We start from the raw sequence: 15,001 nt of genomic DNA, 5'->3' as shown, positions 1-15,001 counted from the left end.
TCGCGGTGAGCGATCGCAGTGAGAAGTCGCGGTGAGAGCCGAGGAGAAGGGGCCGCAGTGAGAGCCGAGGAGAAGGGGCCGCAGTGAGAGCCGAGGAGAAGGGGCCGCGGGGAGGGCGGTTCGATCGGGTGGGGTCGGTCCGGTCAGTTCTCGCGGCGTGCGAACGCGAGGTTTCCGGAGACGTTCTTGATGTACGCACGGACGGTCTCGCCTTCCTGTGCGCCGGGGACGAAGATCGTGTACTCGCCGCGTTCGGCGACGCCGTCGCCCTTGCGACCGGTGCCGACGATCTCGAGCTCGTAGGTGTTTCCGGATTCGATCGCCTCCTCCTGGCGCTGGGTGTTCGACGTGGTCTGCTTGGCGACGGGGCGGAACGCACCACACGCCTCACATCGGAGCATCGGCGTCCGGTTCTCCGTCTCCAGTCGGGTGTCGGGCAGGCCACACTCCGAACAGGTGACGAACGACTCGATGTACGAGTCGATCGCCGCCTGGAAGTCGCGCTCGCGGAAGTTCCCGTTGTAGCGAGCGCGGCCGTCCTCGTACTGGCCGGCGGTGCCGAGTTCCTGCTGTATCTTCGAGTGGACGTGTTCGGGGTCACGGCTCAACGCGTCCGCGATCTCCGAGAGGTTCGTCAGTCGGGTGAACGCGCCGTCCTTCTGTGCTTCGGGGTCCGGAACCGACAGGCGCTCGTCGGAGCCGCCCAGGTCCGGAACCTCCTCCATCGCACGGTCGAGGCTCGATTCGTAGTCCATATCGAGCGGAACGGGTGGCCGACGGAAATCGCTTCCGGGTTCCGCAGGCGGGAACCCACCGACTTACTCGGTCGTGTCGGACGTCGGTGGCGACCCGGAGAGACGGTCGCGGTCGTGCGGTTCCTTCCAGTCGAGCTCCGGTCCGCGAGCGATGATTCCCGACGGAGTCACGTCCGGATGGGTCGTGTAGTAGTGTTCTTTGATATGGTCCATGTTCACGGTTTCGGCGACACCCGGCGTGCCGTACAGGTCGCGCAGATACGGCCAGAGGTGCTCGTACTGGTGGATGAATCTCGCGTTACACATGAAGTGTGTGTGATACACCTGGTCGAACCTGACGAGCGTCGTGAACATGCAGACGTCCGCCTCGGTCAGTCGGTCGCCGACGAGATAGCGCCGGTCCGCGAGGTGGTCGTTCCAACGGTCCAGCGCATCGAACAGCTCGTCGATCGCCTCGTCGTACGCCGACTGTGACCCCGCGAAGCCCGCACGATACACCCCGTTGTTGATCGGCTCGTAGATCGCGGTGAGGACCTCGTCGACGCGCTCGACGGTGGCCTCGGTGGCGTCGGCGGCGTCGGCACTCGTCTCGCCGCCCGGAAGTAGGCTGACGTCGTTTCCGAGGTCGGCGAACGCGGTCGAGAGCATACGGAGGATCTCCCGCGACTCGTTGTTCACGATCGTCTCCGTCTCGGTGTCCCAGAGCACGGGCACGGTCACCCGGCAGGTCGCGTCCGGGTCGGCCGCGACGTACAGCTCGCGGAGGTAGTCGCTGTCATGTAGCCTGTCGGGCGTACACCCGTCCTTCTCGGGACTGAACTGCCACCCGTCCTCCCCGCGCCACGGGTCGACGACGCTCACGCCGATGGCCGCCTCCAGCCCGAGCAACGACCGCGCGAGCAACGCCCGATGGGCCCACGGACAGGCGTACGAGACGTACAGATGGTAGCGGCCCGCCTCCGGCTGGAACCGGTCGTCGGGCTCGGCGTCCACGTGGCTCGGTACGTCGCTGCCGGCGATCCAGTTCCGGAACGTCGTCTCGCCGCGTTGGAACGCGCCGTCCTCGTCCGTGGATCCGTCCGCGTCGGTCCGCCATTCGCCGTCGACGAGTTGGGTCATACCCGGACGAACGTGCTCGACGACCATAGTCGGGGCAGGGACACGAGCGTCACCGGGACCGGGCACGGCTTTTTGTATGTCTCCGTTGCAGCCACGCCCATGACGCGAGCGGGAACGAGCGAATCGATATCGGAGCGGGCGTCGACGGCGGATCGGCCACTGCCGCCGGGCGTCGGGTCGGACGACGACTGGACGGTCGCGGTCGTCGGCGGGGGCGCGGTCGGCGTGACCGCCGCGGTCGACCTCGCGGCCCGCGGCGCGAGCGTGACGCTGTTCGAGCGCGACGAGTTGGGATCGGGGAGCTCCGGGCGCGCGGCGGGCGTGATCTACGACGCCTACGCCGAGGACGTCGACGCCGCGCTCGCCGCCCGCTCGATGGAGCGGTTCCGGAGCCTCTCGACGTCGCTCCCCGGATTCGAGTTCACTCCGTGTCCGTACGTCATCGCGGTCCGAGCGGGCGATGAGGACGCCGACGCGGTGCCGGCGATGGTCGACCGGATGCGTGCCCACGGTCGGGACGTGTCCGTCGTCGACCTCGACGCGCTCGGCGAGCGATTCCCGATCGAGACGGACGACCTCGCGGTCGCCGCCGTGGCGGAAGGGGCCGGCTGGACGGATCCCGGAGCGTACGTCGCCGCGATGGGCGAGCGTGCCCGGCGTGCGGGCGTCGCGATCCGGACCGGATCCGAGGTGCACCTCGATCCGAACGATCCCTGCACGGTTCGCGTCGATCGTCGTCCTCGCGACTCCGGCGGGGACGGCCGATCCTTCGACGCGGTCGTCGTCGCGGTCGGCGCACACACCGAGCGACTCCTCGCTGACGCCGGCGTCGGCGTCCCGGTCAAACCCTACCGCGTGCAGGCGCTCATCAGTCGAACCCCGTACGACGGTCCGATGACCTACGACGCGACCGCGGGCGCGTACTTCCGCCCGCATCCGACCGGACTGCTGGCCGGTGACGGGACCGAACCGGTCGCGGTCGATCCCGACGGCTACGACCGAAGCGCCGACGGCTGGTTCGTCGACTCGATATCCGACACGCTCCGGGCGCGGGCGGACCACGACCCGGACGTCGAGCGGGCGTGGGCCGGGCTCTGTACCGCGACTCCGGACGGGGATCCGCTCGTTGGCGAGCTCTCGGCGGGACTGTTCGTTGCCGCCGGATGGCAGGGGCACGGGTTCATGCGCGCACCGGCCGTGGGTGAACTCGTCGCCGAGGGCGTCCTCGCGTCGCTTTCGGGTGTCGCCCCCGACGACCCGTCGTCGCCGTGGATCGACGCGTTCGATCCGACACGGTTCGACGGGTCCGAGGAGTTCGAGATCGTCGAAGGAATGAGCGTCCGAACTCGAAACGAGTGACGATCCGTCGGAGCGTCCGTGGAGCGGTTACCGATCGTCGCGGCGGTCGTCGCCATCGCCGTTCTCGTCGCCATCGAGATCGTCGCCGTTCTCGTCGCCGTTCTCGTCGCCGTTCTCGTCGGCGTGGAGATCGTCCCCGTCCTCGCCGTCGCCATCCGCCTCGGTGACCGAGACCTCCTGTGCGCGTTCGTCCTTGGGGATCTCCACTTCGAGGGTCCCGTTCCGTGTGAGCGTCGCGTTCGACCCGTGTGGCGTCACGTCGGCGTCACGAGGGAGATCGGCGCTCCCGGAGAGGGTGAGTCCCCGACCGGGAAACACCACGTCGAACCCGTCGTAGAACTCTCGGTACCGTTCGAGCCGGACCTCGACGGTGTGATCGAGGAACTTCACTTGCACGTCCTCGCCGCGGACGCCGGGAGCGTCGAAGACGACGAGGTACGCATCGTCGCTCTCCAGAAGGTCCACCGAGAGAGGTCGACGCTCCTGCATCTTGCTCCAGCCGCGGCCGACCCGTTCGAGCGCTTTTCGGAACGCCGACCGACCGGCGTCGACGAGTCCCGTCACCCGCCTACACCTCGATCTCGGCCAGTTGCGTCCCGCCGCAGTACGGACACGCCAGATCCGAGACGGAGTGGTCCTCGGGGACGTCGTACGTGTAGTGATTCTCGAACATGTCGAGCTCGCAGTCCTCGCTCTCGCATTTGACCTCCTTGGTCGCGGGCATACCGATCCGTTGGGTCGGCGACGGCTTAAACGACGTGGGGAACCCGCCGCGAAAGACGGACGTAAAAGCGGGCACGAAAGGCGGACGTAAAAGCGGGCGCGAAAGGAAGCCGCCGAATCGCTACCGCGCACGAACCACGTAGTAGTCCGTGAACTTCACCACGTCGCCGTCGTCGAGGTCACCGGGTTCCGGCACCGTTTGCGGTCGCCCCGCGCCTTCGAAGACGGCGTCCTGTGCGTCGTCGGTCAGCTCGTCGTAGTGGCGTACCCGAGCGTCCGGCGGGATGATTCCGGTTCGGCGTAGTCGTATCCGTCGTTCCTGTACTGACATGTGGTACCATACATCATGATCTATAATAAGAATTGCGCCGCCGCCGGGAACGCTTCTCGATTCCGCGGAGGATCGGGGTTCCGTTCGGGACCGCGAGTCATCGTGAGGGTCGCCGAGTGTCATGTACGGAGAGGTTACGTCGAATATCGGCAACCATACTCGGGGAACACGGAGGAACCGACCAGTGCACATCACCTCGCGGTTTTGGTGGGTGTCGCGGAGTACGTCAGACGTTCGTCTCTCGGGACGGTATATAACAATCCACGACCCACCCGACCCGACTATCGCAGTGACCACCAACGACGACGCCGACGACCGAAGGGAGAACCGCGTACACGAGAACACTAGGCGTGGCTTCGTCACGCTCCTCGGAGCGACGGGCACGATCGCGCTCGCCGGCTGTGCCGATAACGGCGACGAGCCGGCGGACGAAACGCCGACGGTCGACGATCCCGATGAAGACGACCAGGAGCCGGACGAGCCGGACGAGGACGACGAAGAGCCGGACGATGACCCGGATGAGGGCGATGAAGATCCGGACGAGCCGGACGAGGACGACGAAGACGACGAGGAGCCCGAAGGCGAGCAGTACGAGCTCCACGTCCGCGTCGAGGATTCGGCAGGCGATCCCGTCGATGGGGCCACGGTCGATGTCGAGGACGACAACGGCATGTCGGTCCTCGAAGACCAACCCGAAACCGATGCCGACGGCGAGGCGTTCGTCGACCTCCCGGACGGCGAGTATACGGTTATCGTACGAGCGGACGGCTTCGCCGACGCCGAAGAACCGGTTAGCATCGCTGGTTCCGACGCGGAAGTCACGATCACGCTCGAAGAGACCGACGGCGAGGACGACGAAAACGGCGTGGGTGACGACGAGGAGGACGACGAAAACGGCGTTGGCGACGAGGACGAGGACGACGAAAACGGTGTGGGTGACGACGAGGAGGACGACGAAAACGGCGTTGGCGACGAGGACGAGGACGACGAAAACGGAATGGGTGACGACGACGACGAAGACGCCTGATCCATCCGTTGCGAGAGTGCCCCACCTCGAAGGGGGCTCGTGAGACCGTGGCCGGATGACGTTCCCACGCGCCGGCACGTTTTTTCGATCGAACCGTCGGCCGCGACCCTCCGGTAACGCTCCGTCCTCGGTCGGCCCGATTCACGCGAGCGCTCGGGGTCGATCCCCGAGGCGATTCACGCGGATGCTTTGAGGTATTTCTCGTTGAGTTCGTATTCGCCGTCGTCGTTCTCGATCAGGTACTCGCCGTAGTACGGTACCCGGTTCGCGACGACCGTCTCGAACGCCTCGGCGATCTCCGTGCGGGTCATCTCGCCCATCGACCGCAGGTCGTCGTTACGGTTGAGACATCCCTTTAAGTACCCCTCGTGAGTGACGCGAACGCGACCGCAGTTCGCACAGAACTCCTCGTTCTCGACGGGATCGACGATCTCGACCATCCCGTCGCCGATGAAGTAGCGCTTGCGGTCGTGCATCTCGCGGCGTTCAACCCGATCGGCCTTCTCGGCGAGCCAGTCGTGGACGCGCTGGATATCGATGTTCCACTCCGGTTTCCCCGTGAGTTCGGGCATGTACTCGATGAGCTGGAGCTGGAGCCCCTCGTTGTCCGCGACGTGGTCGACCATCTCTTCCACGTACTCGGCCGTATGCGTGAACACGACCATGTTGAGCTTCACCGGATCGAGCCCGGCGTCGACGGCCGCCCGAACCCCTTTTAAAACCTGATCGTACGCACCCGACTTGGTCACCGCCGCGAAGTCGTCGGGGTCGAGCGCGTCCTGCGAGACGTTCACGCGGTCGAGCCCGGCGGCTTTCAGGTCCTCGGCTCGACCCGGAAGGAACGTGCCGTTCGTCGTCAGTGACACCTCCATGGAGTCGGGAGTCCGGCGAACGATCGCTTCTAAGTCCTCCCGGAGCATCGGCTCGCCGCCGGTGAACTTCACCTTCTCGACGCCGTACCCCTCGACCACCTCCAGAAACCGAACGACGTCGTCGGTTCCCATCTCGCCGTCACCCGGCTCCATCGGTCCGCGCGTGTCGCCTAACCCCTCGTTGTGACAGTAGATACAGTCGAAGTTACAGCGGTCGGTGAGAGACACCCGAACCCCCGTCACCTCCCGCCCGAAATCGTCCGCGAGTGGGCCGCTCATACCGGACTGAAGAGGGCATACGTGCTTAAATAACGGGGTCGATCGCGGATCTGTGTAACCGAATACAGTTACAACAACCCCGAACCGGGCTGACGGGAAACCGGTGATCGACCGCGGCGGCTCAGTCGCCGTCGGTGGCCCAGTCGCCGGCGTCGGTTCAGTTGTCGTCGGTGGCCCAGTCGCCGGCGTCGACCCGGTCGCCGTCGGCGGCGTCGCGAAGTCGATCAGTAGCCTGCGCGTCGATCACGCCAGCCACCCCTCGTCCGTGTACGCCATCTCCCAGAAGGAGAGCTCGAGGCGGGCGCTCGTCAGGAACGCCTCGCGCATCGCGTCACGGTGGTCGGGGTGCGTCTCGGCGTACTCGTCGACGAGGTCACCAAGCGCCGCCGTCTCGGCGCGGAACTCCTCGCCCGTGTACGTCTCGATGAACGGAGCGTATCGGTGCGATATCTCTCCCGGCTCCGCGTCCGCGAGCGCCGCCATGTGGTCCGCGACGTCGAGGTATCCCCGCATGCACGGGAACAGCGCAGCGACGGTGACCGGTACCGGACGCTCGTACGCCGTCCGGACCAGGAAACTCGTGTACGCCTCGCAGGTCGGAGCCTTCGTCGTGTCGGCCAGCTCCGCCTCGCTGACGCCGTAGGCCGCCGCGAACGATCGGTGGAGCTCGAGCTCCTCGTTCAGCACGGCGTCGGCACCGCCGAGCAGCGTCGCCATCGCGGTCTCCTCGCGCGCCTTCGCACCGGTCACCGCGTACGTCCGCGCGTAGTCGAACAGGTATCGATAGTCCTGTTCGAGCCACCGCCGGAACGCCTCCGGGTCGAGCTCTCCGGCCGCCAACTCCGTGACGAACGGATGGTCGAACTGTGCGGTCCAGATGTGCGAGCCCGCGTCGAGCAGGTCGTCGCTGAACGCCATGATTATCCGATGATACCACTCATAAATACCTCCTTCGTCTTCCCCGTCGGGCGCGCTCGTTGACTCGCGGTGTTGGTCTCCCCGCCGCCGAACGCCTCACAGTTCGACGACGAGCCCGTCGCGCGCGACGTCGACGTCGCCCTTGAACCCCGCCCGCGTCACGGCCTCGACCATCTCTCGTTCCCGCCCCTTCGTGTGCGGATACAGATGGGTCAGCAACAGCGTTCCGACGTCGGTCCCCGCGAGCGACTCGCCGAGGCTCGTCGGGGTCGGATGGTTGGAGACGTCGACGTCGTCCGGGAACGAGCAGTCGTGTACCAGCACGTCGCTGCCGTCGGCGAACGACGCGAGCCCGGCGAACGCCTCCGTGTCCCCCGAGAGGGTCACCGGCCCGTCGGCGGGATCGACGTCGGAGCCCGGCCCCGAGAACCGGTACGCGTGACAGGCGGGCATGGAGTGCCGGACCTCCCGCGCGGCGACGTCGAAGCCGGCGACCCTGAACGGCTCCGCGGGCGACACCTCTCGAACCGCCAGATCGACGCGGCCGTCGAGGTAGTCGTGGACGCCCAGGAGCCCGTCGATCAGCGATTTGGTCCCCGACGGGCCGACCAGTTCGAGATGGTCCTCGCCCGCGAGCCAGCGCGCTTTCAAAAGGGGTAAGACGTCGGCGACGTGGTCGAGGTGGTGGTGAGTGAGCAGGACGCTGGAAACGCCCTCGTAACCCGTCCCCGTCCCCGCAAGTCGCTGGAGGACGCCGCTCCCACAGTCGACGAGCACGGCACGGTCGTCGTCGGTCAACAGGTAGCCTGCCTGCGCGCGGTCAGGGACCGACATGGCGCTGCCGGACCCGAGGACGGTGAGTTCCATACCTGTGGATCCGTCTCGTCGGGCAAGTAGCTGATCCCGTCCGGGACGGCGGACACCGCCTCCGGCCCGACCGTCACTTGATCAGGAACACGGGGACGGACGCGTCGTCGGCGACCCGATCGGAGACGCTGCCGAGCGACCGGATCCGCTCTCTCGGCGACTTCCCCTCCGGACTCATCACGATCACGTCCATCCCTTCGTCGTCGGCGTACGCGACGATCTCCTTGTCCGGGGTACCGTGGCGGACGCTCGTTTCGACGTCGAGACCGGCGTCCGCCGCCCGGTCCGCGACCGTGGCGACCGCCTCCTCGCCCTGCGATTCGAGGTCCGCGACGATCTCGTCGTGCAGTTCGCCGGAGTTTGCGGTCGCGATACGGCGATCGACGACGTACAACGCGTGAATCGTCGCGTCGTGATCGGTCGCCAGCCGGATCGCGTGATCGATCGCTCTCTCTACGGCCTCGCTTCCGTCGGTCGGTACGAGTACGTCGTCGTACATGCCGCATCGTTCACAGGGAGGGGTGTTAACCGTACGGCTGTCGGAGCGTTTTTGCCGTCGCGTGAACCGGATCGGACCCTCGATCACTCCCCGCGCCACGGTCCGCCGAGCTCCCCCCGCTGACTGCTGTCCGCGTCGCCGTCGTGAAAGACGCTCACCCGGCCCGTCTCCTCGCTCAGTGTGACGGTCGCGACGACCTCCGGGCGGACCGACGTCTCGATCGCGCTCATGTGACGCGACCCCATCCACGGCTCGTACTCGACGTCGTCGACGAGGCCCGACTCATCCGTTCGTGTCCCCAGATCTCTGAACCGGACCATCTGTGGCTCCACTTCGCCGTCGACCGCGACGACGACACCGCCGTCCCGCTCGACGCTCACCGTTTCGGCCGCCTCGGTGAACGAGTCCTCCGCGAAGACGGACGCACACTCCTCGCGCGGCCAGTGGTTATCTCCCATCGGATCCGCGTACGAACCGTACTCACGGTCGGCGATGACCGCGAAGTAGAGTCCCGGTCCCTTGACGTGCGGCTCCTCCCAGTCGTCGAAATCGATACTGATGTACTCCGCACAGTACCGGAGCCGATCGACGACCTCTCGAACCCGCCCGTGGGAACCGTACTCGATCGCCAGCCTCGTCATCGATTTGCCCCGTCGGATCGGAGCGAAGCGTCTCGACCCATCCATCGAGTCGTCTCGTCGTGCATACGTTTCTATCTGGGACGGCGCGTATATATGTAAACGGGTGATGACATCGAGTTGGCGATATCGTCGACCCTCGACGGTCCACCGGTCACGCAGTGGAAAGCCAGATCTCGACACCGATCACGCGGCGGGGAGCCAGATCTCGACAGCGGTCCCGCGGTCTTCCCGCGATCCGATCTCCAGTTCACCCCCCGACTCCGTGACGATCCAGTGGACGAGCCACAGACCGAGTCCGCTGGCGTGTTCAAGCGGCGTCTCCCGTCCCTCCGAGAACACCTGCCGCTCCCTGTCGGGGACGCCCGGCCCGTCGTCACGAACGACGACTCGATAGCCGGTTCCGTCGGCGTCGACGACGACGTCGACCGCCGGCGATTCGCGGTCGTTGTGTGACACCGCGTTCTCCAGTACGTTCCGGATCGCTGACTCGATCAGTGCGTCCACCCTGACGACCGCGTCCGTCGGGGTCGACACCGTGACGGTCGTCTCGGGGAACGACGTCGCCAGCGAGTCACAGAGTCCCGGAACGAGCTCGGCGAGATCGATGTCGTTGAGTTCCTCGCCGCTGTGAAGCGCTCGATCGATCTCGCGGGCCTGATCGCTGAGGCGCGTCAACGTCCGCGTCTTCCGGTCGATCACGTCGAGATGGGTCCGCCCGGTCTCGTCGACGTGATCGCGGAGCAGATCCGCGTAGCCGCTGATCACGTTGACGTCGTTTTTCAGGTCGTGACGGAGCACGCGGTTGAGAACCTGAAGACGCTGTTCGTACCGCCGCCTACCGGTCACGTCGGTCCCGGTGATGACGACCTCGTCCGTGCGCTCACGAAGCCGCTCGACGACCGTCTCGAACGTTCGCCAGTTTCCGTTCGCGTGTGCGAATCGGTGCTCGGACACCTGTGTCGTTCCGGTCTCGAACGCCTGCTCGACCGTTCTCTGGATCTCCTGACGGTCGTCGTCGTGGACGAAATCGATCGCCGACCGGCCCTCGACCGCTGCCGGCTCGTAGCCGAGCAGTCGCTCGACCGACGGGCTGACGTACCGTATCAGCCCGTCCACGCCGAGGACGGCGATGACGTTCGGCGACGTCTCGATCAGCGCGCGATAGCGTCGCTCGAGGCTCTCACGCTCCGTGACGTCACGGAACAGCACGACGGTTCCGTCTCGGTCGCCACCGTGGCCGCCGGTGCCCTCGATCACGTGTGCGGACACGGAGACGATCCGGGTTTCCGAGCCTCGTTGGATCGAGACGCGCGTTTCGTCGCTCGTGGAGCCGCTCGCCACGAGCTCCGCAACCGTCGGTACCGCCTCGAAGGCGTTCGTGGCCGCCTGCCCGACGTCGATCGCAGGGAACAGTTCGCATGCGCTCTCGTTGACGTCGACGATCCGACCGGTGCCGTCGGCGACGACGACGCCGTCGGCGAGGTTCGCGAACACGGTGTCGCGCGCCATCGGCGCGATATCGAGGAGACGATGCCGGACCAACACCCACGCGACGATGACGGACGTGACGGAGAACGCCATCGGCGTGTGATCGATCAGTGCCGGGCGGACGATTCCGACTATCCCCGCAACCCCGACGCCCATCGGGATGATCCCCGCAGCGAGGAGGAGCGCTGCCTGCCGCCGGAACACGCCGTCACTCCGTACCGCGGCGTGTCCGAGCACGACGAACGTGAACAGATTGATCGTGTACGTGTACGAGATGAACGCCAGCAGGGCGGGACCCGGCGTAAACGACAGCACGGCGTAGCCGTCGATCGTCGTCATCGACGGCGAGCGGTAGAACGACCCGGTCGGACCGGACACCCACACGATCGCGAGAACGAGCACGGGGACCGCGGAGAGCGCGACCAGACGACGGGGTCGGAGCCAAGTGGTCCGGTTCGTGTACGCCAGCACGAACACCGGCCACGCGATCGCGAGGACGACGACGCCGACCCACACGAAGCGGTTCCAGAACAGCGTGGCATCGAGCGTCGTCACCGAGAGCTGTGCCGCGTACGCGAGCGACCACGTTCCCGTCCCGACCGCGACGCCGACGAACAGATGAGCGAGCCGCCGCGATCCCCGGAACCGCTGCGATGCAACGTACGCGCCGAGGCCGAACGACACCAACGCGGCAGTCAGCAGTGGAACGGTGTATGGTGTCGCTTGCCACTCCATTGAGGAGCCGAACACGGACCTGCCATAAGAATGACTCGACTCCAGTCCCTCGTTCTCGTGCCCGAAACGGTACACCAACGGGTACCATCAACGGGTATCGGCTACGCCGAGTAGCCGGGCAGTCCCGCCACGACGTCGTCGAGATCGTCGAGCACGGTCGTGAACGCCGCGACTGCGGCGCGATCGATCCGGTCGGACGCCGCATGCACCACGACCGACTGCTCGCCGAGCGGGACGAACCCACAGTCGAGCCGGTCGGCGGTCTCACGGAGTCCGAGCCCGACGTCCGCGTCGCCGTCGCGAACCGTCCGGACGGGACTCTCGAACGCGCGAACGGTCATGCCGTAGCCGTCGATCCGGTCGGACAGCTCCCGCCGAGTGACCGAGCGCGTCTCGGCGAGCGCGTCGAGCGCATCGTCGAGACTCCGGCGAAGCCCGGAGTCGGGCGGGCGGTTCACGAACCGCAGGTCGCGATCGACGAGATCCGCGACACCCGTCACGTCCTTCGGGTCCGCCGCCGGAACGACGAGCCCCCATTCGCGCTCGAATCCCCCGATCCCGACGGCATCGACGTCGCGGTCGGTCGGACCCGCGGTCACGGCGACGTCCGGAACGCCGTCGCGAAGCCGTCTGAGTCCCTCCCGCGAGCCGACGGGGAGGTATCGCGGGTTCTCCAGCCGGTCGAGCAGGCGGTTCAGCGCCGGGTCGTCCTCGCCGACGCCGAGGAGCGTCGGTGGACGGACGTCCGGGGAGAACAGTTGCACCGTGACCGTCTCGCCCCGATCGAGGTACTCGGTGTCCGGGTCGACGGCGACGACGCCGTCCGCCTCGACGAGACTCGTCGTCGCGCCCGACCCCTTGTCGACAGGATACACGAGCGGGAGGGTCGGATCCCCGGCGGGCGCGTCGGCAGCAGTTCCGTCACCGAGATCGAGGAGCCCGACCGGCATCAGGCGGAGACGACCCTCGCCGTAGCGTTCTCGGACCGCCATCCGACCGTCGACGGTCGCGGTTCGAGGCTCCGGCTGGCCGGCGGCCGACCGGATGGCGGGCGCGACGAACGTCCGGAAGATCGTGAGCGCGGAGACGGGATAGCCGGGAAGACCGACGTACGCCGACTCGCCGCCGTCCTCCCGATCGAGCCGCCCGATCAGCATCGGCTTGCCCGGCTTGACTGCGACGCCGTGGACGAGGAGGTCGCCGCGTTCCTCGATCACGCGATAGATGACGTCGACCGCGCTCGCCGAGGTCGACCCCGAGGAGAGCACCAGATCGCAGTCGTCTGCCGCCCGGCGAAGGAGCCGTTCCATCTCCTCGTAGTCGTCGCCCGCGTGCGGGTAGAGGACCGGCTCGCCGCCCGCCTCGGCGACGCCGGCCGCGATCGTCGTCGAGTTGACGTCGTAGATCTCCCCGCGGGAGGGGTCGAGCTCCTCGTCCGGCCTGACGATCTCGTCGCCCGTCGAGACGATCCCGACCGCCGGTCTCCCGCGAACCGGAACCTCGTCGACGCCCAGCGCGGAGAGCAGTCCGATCTCGCGGGGCGTCAGCCGGGTTCCGGGCCCGAGCGCGCGGGCTCCGGCGGCGATGTCCGCGCCCGCGACCATCACGTGGTCGCCGGGCGCGACCGCGGTTCGGACCGCGATCCGGTCGACTCGATCGTCATCGGGACCGCCCACCTCATCGGTCCGCTCGACCATCACCACGGCGTCGGCACCGTCCGGCATCACGGCCCCGGTCGAGATCTCCGCGCAGGTGCCGGGCTCGACCGCGACCTCGGGCGTTGCGCCCGCGTGGACCGCTCCGACGAGGTCGAGTTCGACCGGGTTCGCCTCGTCGGCCCCGAACGTGTCCCGCGCCCGGACCGCGTAGCCGTCCATCGACGCGCGGTCGAACCCCGGCACGTCGATCCCGGCGTCGACACGCTCGGCGAGGACGCGTCCGCGAGTCTCCGAAAGCGGGACCGACTCGGGGTCGGGCATCAGATCGAGCGAACGGATCGCCTCGCGGGCGGCCGCGGGCGACGCGAGATCGCGGAACTCCTTGCGGTCGCTCATTCGGTCACCTCCCACAGCTCGACGTCGACGACGTCGCCGGCGTCGAGCCCCTCTCGCCGTTCGGGGACGACGACCCAACCGGCCGCGAGCGCGACGCTGGAGAGCACCCCGGAACCGCTCGCGCGGGTCGGCGTCGCGACGAGCGGCGGGTCGCTCGCGGAGTCGTCGGCCGCATCGGAGCCTCCGTTCTCGCCCCCGTCATCGATCGCCAGACGAACCCGTGCGAACGTCCTCGTTCCGGGCTCGCTCGGTACCTTCCGGTCGAGTCGCGCGCGCCGCGTCGGGAACGGCTCCGCCGTCGTTCCGCCCGCGCGCTTCTGAACCGGACGGAGGAACTGAACCGCGTTGACGATACACGCGACCGGATACCCCGGCAGCGAGATCACGGGCGTACCGTCGACGTCGCCGAGACAGACGGGGTGTCCGGGTTTGAGCGCGACGCCGTGGACGAGCACCTCGCCGAGACCGGCGACGACGTCCGGGAGGAGATCACGCTCGCCGACCGAGGAGCCGCCGGTCGTCACGACGACATCGGCGTCGAGGTCGCGTTCGATCGCCGCCGACAGCGCCGCCTCGTCGTCGGTGACTATCTCTCGATACCGTGCCGTCCCGCCCCACCGCTCGACGAGTCGAGAGACGGTGAGGCCGTTCGTCTCGATCACCTGTCCCGGCCCCGGATCCGCCTGCACGAGCTCCTCGCCGGTCGGGATAACCGCCACCTCCGGCGGCTCGTACACGGTCACGTCGCGGAGTCCGACCGACTTGAGCAGCCCCAGATCCGACGGCCGCAGGACGTGACCCGGATCGTACAGCCGCTGTCCCGCCGCGACGTCCTCGCCGGCGTCGCCGACGTTCTCTCCCTCCGCGACCGCATCGAACGTCTCCACCTCGTCGCCGACCTCCTCGACGTGTTCGATCATGACGACCGCGTCGGCTCCCTCCGGGAGATCGCTCCCGGTGTGGACCCGTGCCGCCTCCCCCGATGCGACGTCCCCGTCCCGATCGGTCGCCCGTAGTACGGCCGGCGACCGACTGGACGCGCCGAACGTGTCCTCGGCACGCACCGCGTAGCCGTCCATGGCCGCGCGGTCGTATCCGGGCACGGGTGCGGGTGCGTCGACCGGCTCGGCGACGACCCGACCGTCGGCCTCGGCGATCGGGATCGGCTCGGTCCGGCCGTGTGCCCCCACACCGTCGAGCAGCGTCGCCAGCGCGTCGTCGACGCGGGTCCGTCGTTTGAAGCCGGCATCGCGTCTGTCGTGGCTCATGCGTACTCGTATCCGCCCCGCGTGGAAAAATCCCGCTCTCCGGCGACGTGCGGTCGATCCCACGGC

Annotated in this window: 15 protein-coding genes; 2 read left to right on the top strand and 13 right to left on the bottom strand. The window is 67.6% G+C overall.

Going from position 1 to position 15,001, the window contains the following annotated elements; all coding sequences use genetic code 11:
* Positions 1-143 precede the first annotated feature (143 nt).
* Entirely contained in the window at positions 144-755 is a 612-nt protein-coding gene (locus tag ACNSN7_RS03805; RefSeq protein WP_418280786.1) for a translation initiation factor IF-2 subunit beta, read from the bottom strand.
* A gap of 63 nt (positions 756-818) precedes the next feature.
* The gene (locus ACNSN7_RS03800) at positions 819-1,874 is read right to left on the bottom strand and encodes a glutathione S-transferase family protein (RefSeq protein WP_418280784.1); all 1,056 of its coding nucleotides are present in this window, start codon (positions 1,872-1,874) and stop codon (positions 819-821) included.
* Between the two features lie 99 nt (positions 1,875-1,973).
* Between ACNSN7_RS03800 and ACNSN7_RS03795 the strand changes: the two genes are divergently transcribed.
* Positions 1,974-3,233 carry an NAD(P)/FAD-dependent oxidoreductase gene (locus ACNSN7_RS03795; protein WP_418280783.1) on the top strand — a complete coding sequence of 420 codons (1,260 nt, stop codon included), beginning with the start codon at positions 1,974-1,976 and terminating at the stop codon, positions 3,231-3,233.
* 27 nt (positions 3,234-3,260) lie between these two features.
* Here the strand turns inward: ACNSN7_RS03795 and ACNSN7_RS03790 are convergent, their stop codons facing one another.
* The 3 genes from ACNSN7_RS03790 to ACNSN7_RS03780 form a co-directional block, all read right to left on the bottom strand.
* Entirely contained in the window at positions 3,261-3,797 is a 537-nt protein-coding gene (locus ACNSN7_RS03790; RefSeq protein ID WP_418280781.1) for an Hsp20/alpha crystallin family protein, read from the bottom strand.
* A gap of 4 nt (positions 3,798-3,801) precedes the next feature.
* Positions 3,802-3,957, bottom strand: coding sequence for a DUF7559 family protein (locus tag ACNSN7_RS03785; RefSeq protein WP_418280779.1), 156 nt, complete (start codon positions 3,955-3,957; stop codon positions 3,802-3,804).
* Between the two features lie 120 nt (positions 3,958-4,077).
* The gene (locus ACNSN7_RS03780; protein ID WP_418280777.1) at positions 4,078-4,287 is read right to left on the bottom strand and encodes a DUF7979 domain-containing protein; all 210 of its coding nucleotides are present in this window, start codon (positions 4,285-4,287) and stop codon (positions 4,078-4,080) included.
* Between the two features lie 289 nt (positions 4,288-4,576).
* On the opposite strand from ACNSN7_RS03780, the gene ACNSN7_RS03775 reads away from it, so the two are divergent.
* Positions 4,577-5,314 carry a carboxypeptidase-like regulatory domain-containing protein gene (locus tag ACNSN7_RS03775; RefSeq protein WP_418280776.1) on the top strand — a complete coding sequence of 246 codons (738 nt, stop codon included), beginning with the start codon at positions 4,577-4,579 and terminating at the stop codon, positions 5,312-5,314.
* A 176-nt stretch (positions 5,315-5,490) separates the two neighbouring features.
* Here the strand turns inward: ACNSN7_RS03775 and moaA are convergent, their stop codons facing one another.
* The 8 genes from moaA to ACNSN7_RS03735 all read right to left on the bottom strand — a co-directional run bounded on the left by moaA (position 5,491) and on the right by ACNSN7_RS03735 (position 14,935).
* Positions 5,491-6,465, bottom strand: coding sequence for a GTP 3',8-cyclase MoaA (gene moaA / locus ACNSN7_RS03770; RefSeq protein ID WP_418280774.1), 975 nt, complete (start codon positions 6,463-6,465; stop codon positions 5,491-5,493).
* Positions 6,466-6,708: 243 nt separating this feature from the next.
* A complete protein-coding gene (gene tenA / locus ACNSN7_RS03765; RefSeq protein ID WP_418280773.1) occupies positions 6,709-7,383 on the bottom strand; it encodes a thiaminase II in 675 nt (224 codons plus the stop codon).
* Between the two features lie 96 nt (positions 7,384-7,479).
* A complete protein-coding gene (locus tag ACNSN7_RS03760; RefSeq protein ID WP_418280772.1) occupies positions 7,480-8,250 on the bottom strand; it encodes an MBL fold metallo-hydrolase in 771 nt (256 codons plus the stop codon).
* 73 nt (positions 8,251-8,323) lie between these two features.
* The gene (locus tag ACNSN7_RS03755; RefSeq protein WP_418280770.1) at positions 8,324-8,749 is read right to left on the bottom strand and encodes a universal stress protein; all 426 of its coding nucleotides are present in this window, start codon (positions 8,747-8,749) and stop codon (positions 8,324-8,326) included.
* Between the two features lie 83 nt (positions 8,750-8,832).
* Positions 8,833-9,390, bottom strand: a complete 558-nt coding sequence (locus tag ACNSN7_RS03750; protein WP_418280769.1) for a hypothetical protein — start codon at positions 9,388-9,390, stop codon at positions 8,833-8,835.
* Between the two features lie 183 nt (positions 9,391-9,573).
* Entirely contained in the window at positions 9,574-11,613 is a 2,040-nt protein-coding gene (locus ACNSN7_RS03745) for a histidine kinase N-terminal 7TM domain-containing protein (RefSeq protein ID WP_418280768.1), read from the bottom strand.
* Positions 11,614-11,714: 101 nt separating this feature from the next.
* Positions 11,715-13,667, bottom strand: coding sequence for a molybdopterin biosynthesis protein (locus tag ACNSN7_RS03740; protein WP_418280767.1), 1,953 nt, complete (start codon positions 13,665-13,667; stop codon positions 11,715-11,717).
* Positions 13,664-14,935, bottom strand: a complete 1,272-nt coding sequence (locus tag ACNSN7_RS03735; RefSeq protein ID WP_418280765.1) for a molybdopterin molybdotransferase MoeA — start codon at positions 14,933-14,935, stop codon at positions 13,664-13,666. The genes ACNSN7_RS03740 and ACNSN7_RS03735 overlap by 4 nt, the downstream gene beginning before the upstream one ends.
* Positions 14,936-15,001 lie beyond the last annotated feature (66 nt).

The sequence above is a fragment of the Halorubrum rarum genome, assembly GCF_048380895.1.
Lineage (GTDB): Archaea > Halobacteriota > Halobacteria > Halobacteriales > Haloferacaceae > Halorubrum.
This window is presented reverse-complemented; position numbering and strand designations above follow the sequence as displayed.